Source organism: Mycobacterium sp. IS-836 (assembly GCF_001954275.1).
Classification (GTDB): Bacteria; Actinomycetota; Actinomycetes; order Mycobacteriales; family Mycobacteriaceae; genus Mycobacterium.
Map to the genome: position 1 here is coordinate 16,811 of NZ_MBEU01000075.1, position 14,918 is coordinate 31,728.

At 67.2% G+C, this 14,918-nt stretch carries 13 protein-coding genes; 7 read left to right on the forward strand and 6 right to left on the reverse strand.

Annotated features, from left to right (window positions below; all coding sequences use genetic code 11):
- The first annotated feature begins 41 nt into the window (after window positions 1-41).
- Entirely contained in the window at window positions 42-815 is a 774-nt protein-coding gene (locus A5747_RS21135; protein WP_076127958.1) for a DUF4333 domain-containing protein, read from the forward strand.
- A gap of 18 nt (window positions 816-833) precedes the next feature.
- Here the strand turns inward: A5747_RS21135 and A5747_RS21140 are convergent, their stop codons facing one another.
- Window positions 834-1,790, reverse strand: a complete 957-nt coding sequence (locus tag A5747_RS21140) for a 5'-3' exonuclease (protein WP_076127960.1) — start codon at window positions 1,788-1,790, stop codon at window positions 834-836.
- Between the two features lie 52 nt (window positions 1,791-1,842).
- Here A5747_RS21140 and A5747_RS21145 point away from each other — a divergent pair, with 52 nt between their 5' ends.
- Both A5747_RS21145 and A5747_RS21150 read left to right on the forward strand, forming a co-directional pair.
- Complete coding sequence (locus tag A5747_RS21145) at window positions 1,843-2,970, forward strand: Xaa-Pro peptidase family protein (RefSeq protein ID WP_076128232.1); 1,128 nt, start codon at window positions 1,843-1,845, stop codon at window positions 2,968-2,970.
- Window positions 2,971-2,995: 25 nt separating this feature from the next.
- Window positions 2,996-5,251 carry an alpha/beta hydrolase-fold protein gene (locus A5747_RS21150; RefSeq protein WP_076128234.1) on the forward strand — a complete coding sequence of 752 codons (2,256 nt, stop codon included), beginning with the start codon at window positions 2,996-2,998 and terminating at the stop codon, window positions 5,249-5,251.
- Here A5747_RS21150 and A5747_RS21155 read toward each other — a convergent pair.
- From A5747_RS21155 to A5747_RS21180, 4 genes are all read right to left on the reverse strand, one after another.
- A complete protein-coding gene (locus tag A5747_RS21155; protein WP_076127963.1) occupies window positions 5,248-5,568 on the reverse strand; it encodes a DUF2563 family protein in 321 nt (106 codons plus the stop codon). The two genes, A5747_RS21150 and A5747_RS21155, sit on opposite strands and share 4 nt — an antisense overlap.
- A 75-nt stretch (window positions 5,569-5,643) precedes the next feature.
- The gene (locus A5747_RS21160; protein ID WP_076127965.1) at window positions 5,644-6,363 is read right to left on the reverse strand and encodes a DUF5631 domain-containing protein; all 720 of its coding nucleotides are present in this window, start codon (window positions 6,361-6,363) and stop codon (window positions 5,644-5,646) included.
- A gap of 2,845 nt (window positions 6,364-9,208) precedes the next feature.
- Complete coding sequence (locus A5747_RS24955) at window positions 9,209-10,150, reverse strand: hypothetical protein (protein WP_233148100.1); 942 nt, start codon at window positions 10,148-10,150, stop codon at window positions 9,209-9,211.
- Between the two features lie 296 nt (window positions 10,151-10,446).
- Entirely contained in the window at window positions 10,447-10,857 is a 411-nt protein-coding gene (locus A5747_RS21180; RefSeq protein ID WP_076058517.1) for a F420-dependent biliverdin reductase, read from the reverse strand.
- Between the two features lie 35 nt (window positions 10,858-10,892).
- Here A5747_RS21180 and A5747_RS21185 point away from each other — a divergent pair, with 35 nt between their 5' ends.
- The 4 genes from A5747_RS21185 to A5747_RS21200 are packed head-to-tail and all read left to right on the forward strand — an operon-like array spanning window position 10,893 to window position 14,285.
- The gene (locus A5747_RS21185; RefSeq protein WP_076127969.1) at window positions 10,893-11,642 is read left to right on the forward strand and encodes an SDR family NAD(P)-dependent oxidoreductase; all 750 of its coding nucleotides are present in this window, start codon (window positions 10,893-10,895) and stop codon (window positions 11,640-11,642) included.
- A complete protein-coding gene (gene cbiE / locus A5747_RS21190) occupies window positions 11,639-12,808 on the forward strand; it encodes a precorrin-6y C5,15-methyltransferase (decarboxylating) subunit CbiE (RefSeq protein ID WP_076127971.1) in 1,170 nt (389 codons plus the stop codon). Before A5747_RS21185 ends, cbiE begins: the two co-directional genes overlap by 4 nt.
- The gene (gene cobM, locus A5747_RS21195) at window positions 12,805-13,560 is read left to right on the forward strand and encodes a precorrin-4 C(11)-methyltransferase (RefSeq protein ID WP_076127973.1); all 756 of its coding nucleotides are present in this window, start codon (window positions 12,805-12,807) and stop codon (window positions 13,558-13,560) included. The genes cbiE and cobM overlap by 4 nt, the downstream gene beginning before the upstream one ends.
- Window positions 13,557-14,285, forward strand: a complete 729-nt coding sequence (locus A5747_RS21200) for a cobalt-precorrin-6A reductase (protein WP_142245672.1) — start codon at window positions 13,557-13,559, stop codon at window positions 14,283-14,285. The genes cobM and A5747_RS21200 overlap by 4 nt, the downstream gene beginning before the upstream one ends.
- Here the strand turns inward: A5747_RS21200 and sigC are convergent.
- Entirely contained in the window at window positions 14,282-14,836 is a 555-nt protein-coding gene (sigC, locus tag A5747_RS25555; protein ID WP_233148105.1) for an RNA polymerase sigma factor SigC, read from the reverse strand. The two genes, A5747_RS21200 and sigC, sit on opposite strands and share 4 nt — an antisense overlap.
- Window positions 14,837-14,918 lie beyond the last annotated feature (82 nt).

A 14,918-nucleotide genomic window follows, 5' to 3' on the forward strand; every position in this document is an offset into this window, starting at 1 on the left:
AGCTACGGTGGCAGCCAAAGACCAAGAGGCGAGGAGACACGATGAGCGGACCCCACGGATCGGACCCGGGCCAGCAGTGGCAACCGCCCGGCGAGGGTGTCGATCGGTCCCAGGAACCGACCCAGGTGGGTTCGCCGTGGCAACAGCAGCAGCAGCAGCCCGCCCAGGAGCCGACGTGGCAGGCCCCGGCGTACACGCCGCCCGCGGAATACCCGCAGTACCAGCAGCCGACCGAGCAGGCCTACCCGCAACAGCCCGGCCAGTACGGGCAGCCGGGCCAGTACGGCCAGCCCCAGTACGGTCAGCCGGGGCAGTACGGGCAACCGGGCCAGTACGGTCAGCCAGGCCAGTACGGCCAACCGACCCAGTACGGGCAACCGCAGTACGGACAGCCCGGCCAGTACGGCCAGCCCGGTCGATACGGTCAGCCGGGCCAGTACCCGCAGCAGTACCCGCCCTACGAGCAACCGGGTAAGAAGCGTTCGGTCGCGCTGATCGGCGGCATCGCCGGCGTGATCGCGTTTCTTGTCATCGCCGTCGTGCTGGTGCTTGGCTTCTGGGAGCCGGGGTTCTTCGTCACCACCAAACTGGACGTCAACAAGGCGCAGCAAGGCGTGCAGCAGGTCCTCACCGACGAGACCAACGGCTACGGCGCGAAGAACGTCAAGGACGTCAAGTGCAACAAGGGCCAGGACCCGACGGTCAAGAAGGGCGGCACGTTCGACTGCAGCGTCAGCATCGACGGTGCCACGAAGCACGTGACGGTGACCTTCCAGGACAACAAGGGCACCTACGAGGTGGGCCGGCCCCAGTAGCCCGCGCTCGGTAATCCGTCAGCCGGGCAGCCCGTCCAGCGCCTTCTGCAAGCGGCCGATCGACGACCCGACGCCCAGCTCGGTCGCCAGTTCGGCGGTCCGTTTGGGGTGGGCGGCGGCCAGCGGCAGCTCGTCGGTTGGTGTCGAGAGGTTGACGGGCGCGTCGGTGGCCACGCGCACCACGTGGCCCGCGGCCTCGATGTAATCGATGGCGCCAAGCAGTTTCGCCCGTAGGCCTTTGGCCATCTTGGATTTCGGATCTTGTGCGGCGGCCAGGATCCGCTCCAGCGAGCCGTGTTGGGCCAGCAGGGTGGCCGCGGTCTTCTCGCCGACGCCGGGCACACCGGGCAGGCCGTCGGACGGATCGCCACGCATCAGCGCCAGTTCGGCGTAGGCCGCCCCCGCCCGATCCGCCGGCACGCCGTATTGTTCGGCCACCTCGGCGGGCCCGAACAGCGTCGCCTTCGACAGCCCGCGGCCCAGGTAGAGCACCCGGACCGGGACGGGATCGTCGGCGACCACCTGCAGCAGGTCGCGGTCTCCGCTGACGACCACGACGGGGTCGCGGCGCTCCCGCGCCGCCAGCGTGCCCAGCACGTCGTCGGCCTCGAAACCTTCCGCGCCCGCCGTCGGAATCCCGAACGCGTCCAGCAGCTCCATGATCATGTCGATCTGGGGGGTGAGGTCGTCGGGCACTTCCTCGATGTCGGGCTCACCCGGCGGCTCCGGCTCGGCCACCCGATGCGCCTTGTACGACGGGATGAGGTCCACCCGGAATTGCGGTCGCCAATCCAGGTCGAGGCAGACCGCGAGCCGCGCGGGCCGCTGCTGGGTAATCACCACGGCCATCGAGTCGATGAATCCGCGCACGGCGTTGACCGGCCGGCCGTCGGGGGCGGTGATCGATGACGGCACTCCGAAATACGAGCGGAACCACATGCTGGCGCCGTCGAGCAGCAACACGGGTGCGGGCATGCCGGCTATGGTCTCACGCCGCCGAACGCCGACGCGGGTTAGCCTGGCTGCCATGGATTCTGACCGATTCGACGCCGCGGTGTATGCCCGCCGGCTGGCCGCCGCGGCCGCCGCGACCGCCGACGCCGGGCTGGCCGGCCTGGTGATCACCCCGGGCTACGACCTGCGCTACCTCGTCGGGTCGCGGGCCCAGACGTTCGAGCGGCTCACCGCTCTGGTGCTGCCGGCCTCCGGTGCGCCGACGGTCGTGGTGCCGCGGCTGGAGTTGGCGTCGTTGCGGGCATCGGCGATTGCGGAACTCGGCCTGGCGGTGCGTGATTGGGTCGACGGCGACGATCCGTACCGGTTGGTGGGCGCCGCGCTGGGTGGCGGCACGGTCGCGACGGCCGTCACCGATTCCATGCCGGCGGCGCATCTGTTGCCGCTGGCCGGTGTGCTCGGCGTGTTGCCGGTGCTGGCCACCGGCGTCCTGCGCGGGCTGCGGATGGTCAAGGAGGAGTGCGAGATCGACGCGCTGCGCAAGGCCGGCTCGGCCATCGACCGGGTGCATGCGCGGGTGCCGGAGTTTCTGCGGCCGGGCCGCACCGAGGCCGACGTCGCCGCCGACATCGCCGAAGCCATTGTGGCCGAAGGGCATTCGGATGTGGCATTCATCATCGTCGGCTCCGGTCCACACGGCGCCGACCCCCACCACGGTTATTCGGATCGTGAACTGCAGGTCGGCGACATCGTCGTCGTCGACATCGGGGGAGCCTACGAGCCCGGCTACCACTCGGACTGCACCCGCACCTACAGCATCGGCGAACCTAAATCCGATGTGGCCGAACACTATTCGGTGCTGAAGCGGGCCCAGCGCGCGGCGTTCGACGCGGTGCGTCCGGGGCTGACGGCCGAGCAGGTCGACGCCGCCGCCCGCGACGTACTGGCCCAGGCCGGGCTCGCGGAGTTCTTCGTGCACCGCACCGGGCACGGCATTGGCCTCTCGGTTCACGAAGAGCCTTACATCGTCGCGGGCAATGACCTTCCGCTGGCCGCGGGAATGGCGTTTTCCATCGAGCCGGGCATCTACTTTCCCGACCGCTGGGGCGCCCGCATCGAAGACATCGTCGTGGTGACCGAGGACGGCGCGTTGGCCGTCAACAATCAGCCGCACGAGTTGGTCGTCGTACCAGTGCCGTAGTGGCCGTGCGCGTAGGTTGGGCGTGGTGTCAATCCTGGACCTAGCCCTGCTTCCGATCCGCATTGCACGACACGTCACCGACGCGGTGTTGCACCCCGTCTCGCCCCCACCGGCGCCGCCGGCCGAGCTCATCGTGGTCGACGGCATGCCCGAGGGGGCGCCGCCCGCGGCGCGTCGGCCCGAGCCTCAACTTCCGGCGCCGGCCGGATGGCCGTTCGGTGAGGACTTCCCGCGCACCTGCGGTAGCGGTCGCGTCGCCGGCGGCGCCCTATTCTGGACCGACTTCCTCTACGACGACCACGGCGCGACGGGCCTGCCGGTCGGCGACCTGAAGATTCAGGCGCCGCCGCGCGGCACCTACGTCTATCCCGACGGTCCCGCGGCCGGCAACGGCGCCGACATCTTTCGCGTGGCCATCGGGCTCACCGAGACCCACACGTGGTGGCGGATCGACTGGAACACGCTGGTGGACGCCTCGGTGCCGATCGCGCTGTTCGCCTTCGATACCGACCCGAGCCGGTCGGCGCCGGAGCAGTGGCCGGCTGGGGCGGGCGTGCGCTCGCCGGGTATCGACCGGGCCCTGCTGGTCTCGGGCTGCGGCGCGGCGCTGATCGACCTGACCACTGGTGTTAGGACACGTGTGCAGCAGAGCGTCGATATGGCATCGCGCTCGTTCGTGGCGCAGGTTCCCCGGACGTCGGTCGAGCCGGCCGGCAGCTGGACGGTGCGGCTGGTCGCGGGTTTGGCCAACGCTGCGGGGGACGGGTTCGCAGACGTGCCCGCCGGGCATGGCGCGCTGCCCGGACAACCCAACGTCTACAACGTGGCGTTTCGCACCAACGCGCAGGAGCCGCCGCACCTGAACTTCTGGTCGGATGCCGCCCAGGCCGCGGCCCTGACGCGGGGCGACGTGTCGGAGTTTGCGGTGACCGTGCAGTGGGAGCAGCTGGCGGCGGGCGAAACCACGCCCGAACCTGTGATCACCGGCCCATCGACACGGTGGTACGTGTCCTCGGTCGAGCTCGGGCAGGGCGTGGAACAAGGCTGGGCGGCGGAAAATATCTTGAGCACCAAGCCGCAATTCCTCGGCCGGGTTCAGCCGTATGCGGTATGCCTGCCTTCGACGTATGCGCCTGGCCTGCCGTTGACCCTGCTGCTGCACTCGCTTGCGTTGGGGCAGAGCCAGTTTGCCGCGATCGATCCGCGGCTGCTGCACGAGGTGTGCGAGGGCCGCAATTCGGTGGTGGTCACGCCGCTGGCCCGGGGCCCGTCGACCTGGTACTTCGACACCGGCGAGCTCGACGTGTGGGAAGTGTGGGCGCGGGTGGCCGAACAGCTGGGTACCGATCCCAATCGCACTGTGGTGTCGGGTTATTCGATGGGCGGCTATGCCGCCTACAAGTTCGGGCTGAGCTATCCGGAGGTGTTCGCGCAGGCCGTCGTGCTCGCCGGCCCGCCGACGTGCGGCGTGCGCCTGCTGCCCGATGTCGACATTCCGGCCGACCTGGATCCGGATTCGCCGTGCGCCCGCGAGGGCGACACGTGGAAGTTACTGGTGAACGCCCGCTGGCTGCCGTATGTCATTGCACACGGGCTGGTCGACGAACTGGTGCCGTTCGCCTCGGCAGCCGAGCAGGTGCTCGAACTCGACCGCCTCGGCTACCGCCACCGGTTCACCGTGTATCCGTTCGAGGACCACATCGCCTGGGTGTTTCAGGACAAGTTCGAGGATCCGATCGCCCACATGGGAACCGGTGTGCGCCAAGCTGATCCGGGACACATCACGTTCGCGTGGTATCCGCAGCTGGTGCGGACCGACCTGGGTATCGGGCCTGACCGGGCGTGGTGGCTCTCGGACCTGACAGCGGATACAGCGGTTGCCGCTCGGCGCGGGGCGGTAGCGTCGGTGGATGCACGGTCGTATGCCCGGCCCGATCCCACGCACACCGTTCGGCATCGCCGCGGCGTCATCCTCAACTTCGAGCCTTCGCCCGGGTTGTACAGCGAGCTGGATTGGCGCGTGGGATTACCCGTCGACCCGCTGCCGTATCTGACATTGCGATTGAGTGGGGTTGCCAGTCTCTCAGTGGATCTGCGGCGCGCCGGGCTGGCGTCGTTGCCGTCGTCGACGATAACGGTCGCCACCGACTCCGCCGCGCGGATCACGCTCGGCGAACTACCCGCCGGGGTTGAGGTGCGACTCGACGGTGAGCCGGCGGGATCGACCGTGGCGGTGTCACCGGGACGCCACCGAATCACATTGGGGGAGCCGGCTCGCTAACCGAGTGTGGCAGAGCTGGGTCGCACCGCTCGCAGCTGCGCGGCGTTGTGCTCTTCCATGTCCGTGAAGCCGTTGGCGGCCAGGTGTGCGTTCTTGCCGACAGTCGTCAGCGTTTCTTGATGTGCCTGCAGGGTTTTCACATGCTGAGCATGCGCCGATGTGACCGCTTCGTGAAACGATTCGGCCGCGGCGAACTGGCCGAACATCCCGGGCGCCAGCGGCCCGCGCGACAGGTGACCGGCCGCCTCCTGGGCGTGCCCACCCGCGCGGTGCGACTCGTTGCCCCCCGAGTGCAGCAATCCGGTGTCGACTTCCATCGCTAATCCCTTTCGAACAGGAGTAACTCTAATACGGAGGATTTGCTGGTCAATTCACCTTGCTGGCGGGGTTACTCAGCGCAGGGCTTGGCCGATTGTGGTTGTGGTGCAGGCCTTGAACCACGCGAGGTGATAGTTGGCGGATGTCTTGTCGCCGGTGATGAGTGCATCGATGGCGGCCAGCAGCTGCCAGTTGCCAATGTCGTTGGGATCCACGTGGTCCGGATAGTTGTCGAGGACGCGGGCGCTGATCGTCGCCAGGTGCTCGTGCAGCTGGTCGACTTCCTTGTCCAGCACACCGGTGCCCGCGGATGCCGCTTTGGCCAGCGTGTGGGCAAGCCGCGGCAGGCCGTCGCGCCATTGGGTGGCTTGGTTGAGCTCCCAGCCGAGTTCGTCGATGTCGGGCAGGCGGCGGGCACGCGGCGACGTAACGACTGGTTCGTCGTCCTCGGAGATGTGGTGGATGGGTGTGTAGCCGGCGGCGACGCTGACTTCGCCGAGGAGAGCCTCGAGATCGCCTCGGCGCCGTTCGGGTGGCAGCAGCTTGACCGCGGATGGGAGATCGATGCCCGGGGGGATCCAGCCGCTGGCCAGATCGGTTGCCAGCACGGTGGTGTTGTCGGGGCGGTCACCGGCCGCCCAGGCCAGCCGGGGCTGTTGGCGGGCGACGGCGAAGACCAGTCGCTGCAAGCGGGCCCTCGCGGTGGCGTTGGCCGATGCCGCGCCCGCAACCGCGCCGGTCGCCGTGGCCGCGACGGCCTGGGATCCAAGGCTCGACGGTGAGGATGGCGGCATCGGCACGGCTTCTCGACGCACCACGGTCGGTTGGGCCGGCGTGGCCTGCCCGGCTGTCGGATGGACGGGCGCCGAGGCTGGCGTCGTCGAAGGCGGTGCGCTCGGCGGCGCCGAGGGTGCTGTGGCTGCTGAGATCGAAGGTCTGATGTCGGAGGCGTACGCGGGGAGAGGGCCCGACGGCGGGGGCGCGGCTGCAATCGGTCCTCCCGTGGTGGCTGGCCCCGCCACTACCTGCGGCGCCGGAGTCGTGTCGGCCGTTGGCGCGTGCGCGACGGGAGCTGGTGCATCGAACGCCTGCGCGGTTGCCGGGACACCCACGCTGGCGCCGGCCGACGGGGTCGTGGCGGCCGCCGGGTCTGTCGGCGCCATCTGGGGAGGCGGAATCGCACCGGCTGCATTCGACAACGGCGCGCCCGTCTGCAGTCCCTGGTCGAAGCTCTGCATCAATTGCGCCGGGGTCGTGCCTTGCACAGGGCCCGTCGGTGCCATTGGCGTGCCGCCGGTTAAGGGTGAGACGGGAGATCCGGCTAGCTGTGAGCTCCCGCCTGCACTGGGAACCCCGGGAGCCGACATCGTCGGCGTCCCGGGAACATGCGGGGTTGCGACTGGTGGCGGCGATGGAGTTACCACAGGCGGGGGCGCCGCCCTAACTGGTGGCGCGCCCCCGAGATTGTCGGTAAGTCCCGCGGTTGACCCGCCCGCCTGCATATGACCCGGTGGTAACGGCGAAGGCGGCTTTGGGGTTGTCACGACGTTGCTAGTGAGGCCTTCCGTTCCGCCGCCTGGCGAAAGCGGATCGGGCACAGGCGCGTTTCCTGGTGCTGTCCCGCTGTTGCCAGTGAGGCTTGCTGTTGGGCCGGACCCTGCCAATACGTTTCGCACCTGCTCTTCGAGGTTCCCCTGGCCCTCCGGTTGTCGGAACATCTTGCCGACATCAAGGCCGTGGGCTTGCGCGAACTGACGAGCTGACTGCCCGGTGGCCTCCTCGTCCAGGATCCGCTGCATCGCATCCAAGACGTTGCCGCTGTATTTCGCGGCAGCAAGATTAGCCAGGGCGCGATACTGGTTTATTGCAGCCACGATTTGCGGCACCTTGGCTGCCACAGGCTCTTTGGAGTCCTGGATTTCTTTGATCCGTTGATTACCCTCGTTGGCCAAATTGGTCAGATCGTGCTGGAGGCTTTGCATGCTGTCGTAGGCGGTGCCATACGCGCTCTCTTTGACACCGTTCTTTTCAGCAACTTGGCGTGCTTGATCTTCACCCCGCTGGAAAGCGTTGCGGAGATCATCAGCCGTATAGCCATGCTGTTCAGCCAGCGGTCCGGCTTGGGCATAGCGTAGCGCTTCTGCAAAATTGATAAAGCCGGTCTTAATATTTCCGCGATTAATCTTGCCATGTGAAAGTGCCATCAGGTCTTGGTCGTCAGGCCACTGGTCACCGACGAGCAAAAATGACCATTCTCCCGGAGGAAACGGGCTCACTTGCAGAGCCTTTCAATTGTTAATGTCGTCTCGTCAGCATCGTGCAGAGTTGGCGCCATTTCCAAATCGGGCATGCTAGTCTCATAGTCAACTACGAGCTCTTGAAAAAGGTCCGTATATGTCCGGACGGTGTTTGCGAGTTCAGTTGGATTCGCTGGCTGTGCAGATAGTGTGGTCCGCAGATATTCGCTTCCAGCGAGCGGTGCTAGCTGACCATTTACCGCGAACGCTAGTTGGGCGGTTGGATCGGTGCCCTGATCCCGAGATGAACTCGCCTTAACCGCATTGTGCACCTTTTCGTATGCAGCACATACCTTTGTCCTGGCGTCGGCGATCTGTTGGTTGGTGTACGTCGGTGGTGGTGGGGTCTTGGCCGGCATGGGTCGAAACCACCCGACGATAGCGACTCCGAGTGTCACCAGGGGGGCGACCACCAGAAATGCAAACATGGGCCACTGCCGCCTCTGCCTAGGTGGCATCGCACCTAGCCACGCCGGGGGGGCGGGTGGAGCAGTTGGAGGCGGGGGAAGATCCGACACGTCTTGATCGTATCGTCAACCAGCAGTATTGCTAGTCACCTTCATTCGCTCGAAGGCATGTTGATCATTTGCAAAGTCGGTCGATTTTGGCCGTGGCATCGTCCGCAGCTTGTAGGATGGGGCGTACTTCAGCGTCAGAATTCGTCAGACCGTCAAGATAACTAATCGCCAATTCTTGGTATGCATTAGCAAGATTTCGAATTGCTCCGGCGAGTTCAGGCGACGTTGCCGGTTCTTCGGAGAGCGTAGTTATGAGATAACGGCTGCCCCCATCGAGGACTTGGCGCCCACTGGTTGCAACGCCAAGGATTGCGGTTGGATCAGTTCCGCCGCTTCGGGCCGAACTCAGCACAAGTGCGCGATGCACTTTGTCATAGGCGGAACAGACCTTCGTTTTGGCTTGTGCGACTTGTTGGTCGGTATAAGAGGGAGCGGGTGCGGCAGGCGGTGGCCTGTTGTCCGGCGCTGGGCGAAACCATGCACCAATCGCAACGCCCATCGCTAACACCGCAACTAGGAGAGAGACGAGAGCTAGCCAGGGCGTGGGGCGCTTGAGGCGGGGCGGCATACCAGGTGGCCAAGCTGGTGGCACAGCGGACGGCTCAAACGGGTTCGACACGTCGTGGATCGTATCGTTCATCTGTCGTCGCGGTAGTCTCTGTCGCCGGCGTTTTGGTTGACCCCGCCCAGTGATGCACCCGCGTAGCGGCGAGCTCAGATGCCGTTGTCGATGATCAGGCGTTGCCGCGGCTTGTAGGAAAACTAGTCCTGGGATTCGGAGCTCGACAGTTAGCGCCGAACCAGACGCTCAGCGCCGACTTCCGCTAGCGGCTTGACTCCGCGTCGTCGTCGCGCTTGTGGTCGGGCAGAAGGATGCGCCGACTCGCAATCGGTTTGCCCTCACTGCGTTTGGTCACCTCGGGGGTTGGCGGGGGCGTCGTGATACGACCCTGCACGGGGGCGCCGTTCTTTACGGACGGCGCAACAATGCGTTTGGTGTCGGCCTTCGCATCGCTACCCGTCCCGCCTGCGCCGTGCATGGCGCCCGGCGGCATCATCGGCATCGCGCCCATGGCGCCTCTTTGCACCGTGGGCTGTGTCGACGCGTTGGCTGGCGGCGACGTAGCGCTATGAGCCGAGGCGGGCTCGGTACCGGCGGACGGGGCGGGAAGCGGCCCAAGCATCGCGGTAGGCGTGGTGCCCAGGCCACCGCCAAGACCGCCGCCGCCGCCGCCAAGCTCACCAGCACCGCCTTTGGCCCCGAGCAATTCACCGGGAATGGCCTCGCCTGTCGCCGCCGTTCCCGCACCATGCTGAAGCCCGCTCATACCTGCCTGCATCGCTTGCTGCCCGATCTGAGCGACCTGCTGCGTCATCTGACCCAGCGGTTGCAGCAAGCCCCCGAGGGCACCCGAGAGGCTGCCGGCAAGGCCGGACGCCATCTGCGGGATCTGCTGAAGCATCTGTGACATCTCGTTTTGACCGCCCGAAGCGGCCAGCTTCGCCGACGAATCTGCTTCGTTGGCAGGGAATTTGGTAAGGGCGTCACCGGTTTTCATGCCACGCTCGTCATACCCGGCTTGCGCGGCCGTCATGTCACCGGGATCGCCGCTATTTGACGCCATGCCAAGGATTTTCAGCAGTTGGCTGATGTACGAGCGCCCCGTAGCAAGCGGATCGGGCGGGATGCCGGGCGGCGGCGGCGAATCGCTCAGCTGTGCGAGCTGATCGAGAATTATTTGGATCCTGCCGTCGCCCCCACCCATCACGCCCTCCTGGGCACTGTGCCGCAGAACAGGTTGAAAGGATGATCAGCCGAATTACGCACCGATGGTCGCTCGCGCAGCGCGACCGGTTCACTGCCAGGCGCAGCCAAACCAGTGCCGACCATCATCGCTACCCTTCCTCAGCTATCAGCATTTTCGGTCACCGAATGCTGCAGGTCCGACCAATATTGTGCCCCCACGTCCGCTGATTGTGAGGCTAACGACGGCTTTGATGGCGGTCAATTCACTTGGCCCTGCGCCGCCACGAGGGACGGCCGACGCGCCGAACGCCTGACTTACTCGCTACGGTCGAGCAGATCCGACGACCCCAGCACCCTCTCCACCTGCACCTCGATGACCACCCGTCGCGGGTTGGCCCGGGGGGTCCGATAGCGCTGGGCGTAGCGCAGCTCGGCGTCGCGCACGGCGTCGACATCGCTGTTGACCTTGGACCGGCCCTCCAGCGACAGCCACCGAGCCCCATCAACCTGGCTGAGCACCGCCACCCCGCCACGGTCGGCGTTGACGGCCTTCTGAGAACCGCCAGTGGTGATCACCCGCGCGATATGCGTCTTGGGATCGAAGGTGAAACCCACGGCCACCACATGCGGTGAATTGTCGGCGCGAAGCGTGGTCAGCATCGCCAGATGACGTTCGGACAGAAACGCCAGAGCGTCGTCCGTGAGCCGCGTAGTGGTGTTCGCCATCAACGCCCACGCTAGCGCAGGTCATAATCGCAGCCGTGGATGACACGGGCGCAGGTCCGGTACTAATTCTGGGCGGCCGCAGCGAGATCGGCATCGAACTCGCGCGGTGCCTCGCCCCGGAAAGGACGGTGATCCTGGCCGCGCGCCGAGCAGATCAGCTCGACGAGCAGGTGGCGACGCTGACCAAAGCAGGGGCCGCGGCGGTGCACACCAGGGAATTCGACGCCGACGACCTCGCCTCGCACGGCCCGCTGGTCGCCTCGATCGTCGCCGACCACGGCCCCATCGGCACCGCGGTGCTGGCCTTCGGGGTCCTCGGCGACCAGGCCCGCGCCGAGGCCGACGCCGCCCACGCGATCTCCATCGTCCAGACCGACTACGTCGCCCAGGTCAGCATGCTCACGCATCTGGCCGCCGCCATGCGGACGGCCGGCGCAGGAGCGCTGGTCGTGTTCTCCTCGATCGCCGGAGCGCGCGTGCGCCGCGCCAACTACGTCTACGGCTCGGCGAAGGCAGGCCTGGATGGCTTTGCCAGCGGCCTGGCCGACGCGCTGCACGGCACCGGGGTGCACCTGCTCATCGCCCGGCCGGGGTTCGTCGTCGGGCGCATGACGCAGGGCATGACACCCGCGCCGCTGCCGACCACCCCGCAAAAGGTGGCCGCCGCGACCGCGCGTGCGCTCGCCAAGCGCCGGCGCACGGTGTGGATCCCGTGGGCGCTGGGGCCCGCGTCTGTCGTGATGCGGCTGCTGCCGCGATTCGTCTGGCGAAGGATGCCGCGATGATCACCGTGGTCGGTATCGGCGCCGACGGTATGGCGGGGCTGGCCCCGGCATCGCACACCGAATTACAAAGGGCAACAATCATTTACGGCGCAAAACGACAACTCGCCCTGCTCGACGACACCGTGTCCGCCGCCCGCCGGGAGTGGCCGTCGCCGCTGCTGCCAGCGCTCGAAGCACTGCCGCTCGACGACGACATCCACGTCGTCGCCAGCGGCGACCCGCTGACGCACGGCATCGGCGGCACCCTGATCCGCCTGTACGGCACCGAGAGGGTGCGGGTGCTGCCGCACGTCTCAGCGGTGACGCTGGCGTGCGCGCGCATGGGCTGGAACGTTCACGACACCGAGGTGATCAGCCTGGTCACCGCGCCGCCACACACGGCGGTGCGCCGGGGCGGCCAGGCGATCGTGTTGTCCAAGAACGCGTCCACACCGAAAGCGCTGGCGGTAGAACTGAACACCCACGGCCGGGGCGAGTCCGAATGCAGCGTGCTCGAAAATCTCGGCGGCCCAACCGAACGCCGTCGCAACGGCACCGCGCGCCAGTGGGCCAACGACGCGCCCACAGACATCGACGATCTCAACGTCATCGCCGTCCGTTACCTGCCCGACGAACGCGTGTCACCGCTGCACGACGACGCGTTCGCTCACGACGGGCAGATCACCAAATACGGAATCCGCGCGGTGACTTTGGCGGCCCTGCGGCCGCGGCCGGGCGAGCGGCTCTGGGACGTCGGCGCGGGCTCGGGCAGCATCGCGGTCGAGTGGTGCCTGCGCTGGAAGGGTTGCAGTGCGGTGGCTTTCGAACGCGACGAGCAACGCCGCCTCAACATCGAATCCAACGCCGCCGCGTCCGGCGTGGAAATCGACGTGCGCGGTGAAGCCCCGGACACGTTCGACGGCGCCCCACCGCCGTCGGTGATCTTCATCGGCGGCGGCCTGACGCAGCCGGGTCTGCTCGACGCGTGCCTCGACAACCTGCCCAGCGGGGGCAGGCTGGTCGCCAACACCGTCACCACCGAGTCCGAAACCGTCCTGTTGCAGGCATATTCACGCCTTGGCGGCCAGCTGCGCCGCTTCCAACACTATCGGGGCGAGCCGCTGGGCGGCTTCACCGGATGGCGCCCGCAGCATCCGGTCACACAGTGGGCGGTGACAAAACTGTGACGGTGTACTTCATCGGAGCCGGCCCCGGGGCGGCCGACCTGATCACCGTCCGCGGACAGCGCCTGCTCGAGCGATGCCGAACATGCCTCTACGCCGGTTCGATCATGCCCGACGAGCTGCTCGCCCTCTGCCCGCCCGACGCGAAAATCATTGACACCGGCCCGTTGACGCTCGACCAGATCATCGCCGAACTCAAACTCGCGCACGAAGCGGGCCACGACATTGCGCGGCTGCACTCCGGCGACCCGTCACTCTACAGCGCGCTCGCCGAACAGTGCCGCCGGCTCGACGCGCTGGGCATCGACTACGAAATCGTCCCGGGCGTACCGGCTTTCGCCGCAGCCGCGGCCGCGCTCAGACGCGAACTCACCGTCCCCGGCGTCGCGCAGACGGTGACCCTGACCCGGGTGTCCACCCTGTCGACGCCCATGCCGCCCGGCGAAGACCTACACACCCTCGCCCAATCCGGCGGCACCCTCGTCCTGCACCTGGCCGCAGCGCAGATCGACGCCATCGTCGAGCAGCTACTAAAAAGCGGTTACCGACCCGAAACACCCACCGCGGTAGTGGCTTTCGCCAGCTGGCCGCGCCAGAGCGTGCTGAAAGGCACCCTTGCCGACATCGCCGGGCAAATGCGAGACGCCGCCATCACCAAGACAGCCGTCATCATCGTGGGCGACGTGCTGGCGGCCGAGGGATTCACCGATAGCTACTTGTATTCGGCCGCCCGCCGCGCCAAAGGCCCACACTGATGCGGGTGCTGCTGCTCGGCGGCACCGCCGAGGCCCGCGCGCTGGCGAAAACGTTGCACCCCAAGGTCGACCTCATCAGCTCGCTGGCCGGACGGGTCCCGGACCCGGCGCTGCCGGTGGGGCCGGTACGCATCGGCGGATTCGGCGGTGTGCACGGCCTAAAGCGATGGCTACAGGAGGAGCGCATCGACGCCGTCGTCGACGCCACCCACCCGTTTGCGGCGACCATGACCGACCACGCCAGCGAAGCGTGCAGCGAATTGCGGATACCCCACCTGGTGTTGGCCCGCCCGCCATGGGACCCCAACAACGCGATCATCGTCACGGATGACAGCAAGGCGGCCGAAGCCGTTGCGCGGCAACGTTATTCACGTGTCTTTCTCACCACCGGCCGTTCCGGCGTCAACGCATTCGCCGGCAGCGACGCCTGGTTCTTGATCCGCACGGTGACCGAACCCGACGCCACCGCGCTGCCGCGCCACCACGAGTTGCTGCTGTCCCGCGGCCCGTATCACTACGACGACGAGTTGGCCATCATGCGTGAGCACCGCATCGACGCGCTCGTCACCAAGAACAGCGGCAGCGACATGACCCGTGCCAAGCTGGATGCCGCTGCGGCGCTGGGCATTCCGGTGGTGATGGTGGCGCGCCCGCCGCTGCCGGCCGGGGTGACGGCGGTGGGCACCGTGCAAGAGGCGGCCGACTGGGTAGCCGGACTGGATTAGCCGGTCAGGTCGTCGCGTTCGGCATCGGCGAGCAGCGCGTCGCGGGCGCGGGCGACCCGCGACCGGATGGTGCCCACCGGGCAACCGCACACGGCCGCGGCGTCGGCGTAAGGCAGCCCCAGCAGCTGGGTGAGCAGCAGGGCCTCCCGTTGTTCGGCGGTGAGGCCGGCGATCATCGTCGTCACCTCGACGAGGTCTTCGAAGCCGCGGGCGTGGCGGTCGCCGTTGAGCACCTGCTCGGGATCGGCGCCGGGCGCCGTGCGCGGCCGCGATTGGGCGTGGCGGATGTGATCGGCCACGACACGACGGGCGATGGCCAGCAACCACGTTCGGGCAGTGGAGCGTCCGGAAAACCGTTCAATCGCCCCGATCGCCCGCAGGTACGTCTCCTGCGTCAGGTCGTCCGCTACGCCCGCGTCCGACAGATAGGTGACAAAGCGCCACACGTCTTGCTGGGTGGCCTTGATGAACGCCTCGAGCGCTCGCGCATTCCCGCGTGCAGCCGCCAAAGCGAGTTCGGTAACGGCCTCGTCGTCGCTTGACGCGGTCATGGCCAACCACCTTAGTTGCGCGGGCACGGCGAGTCTACGACGGGTTGTCGTAGAGGCGGCAAGGGGGCCTGACGACCGGTTG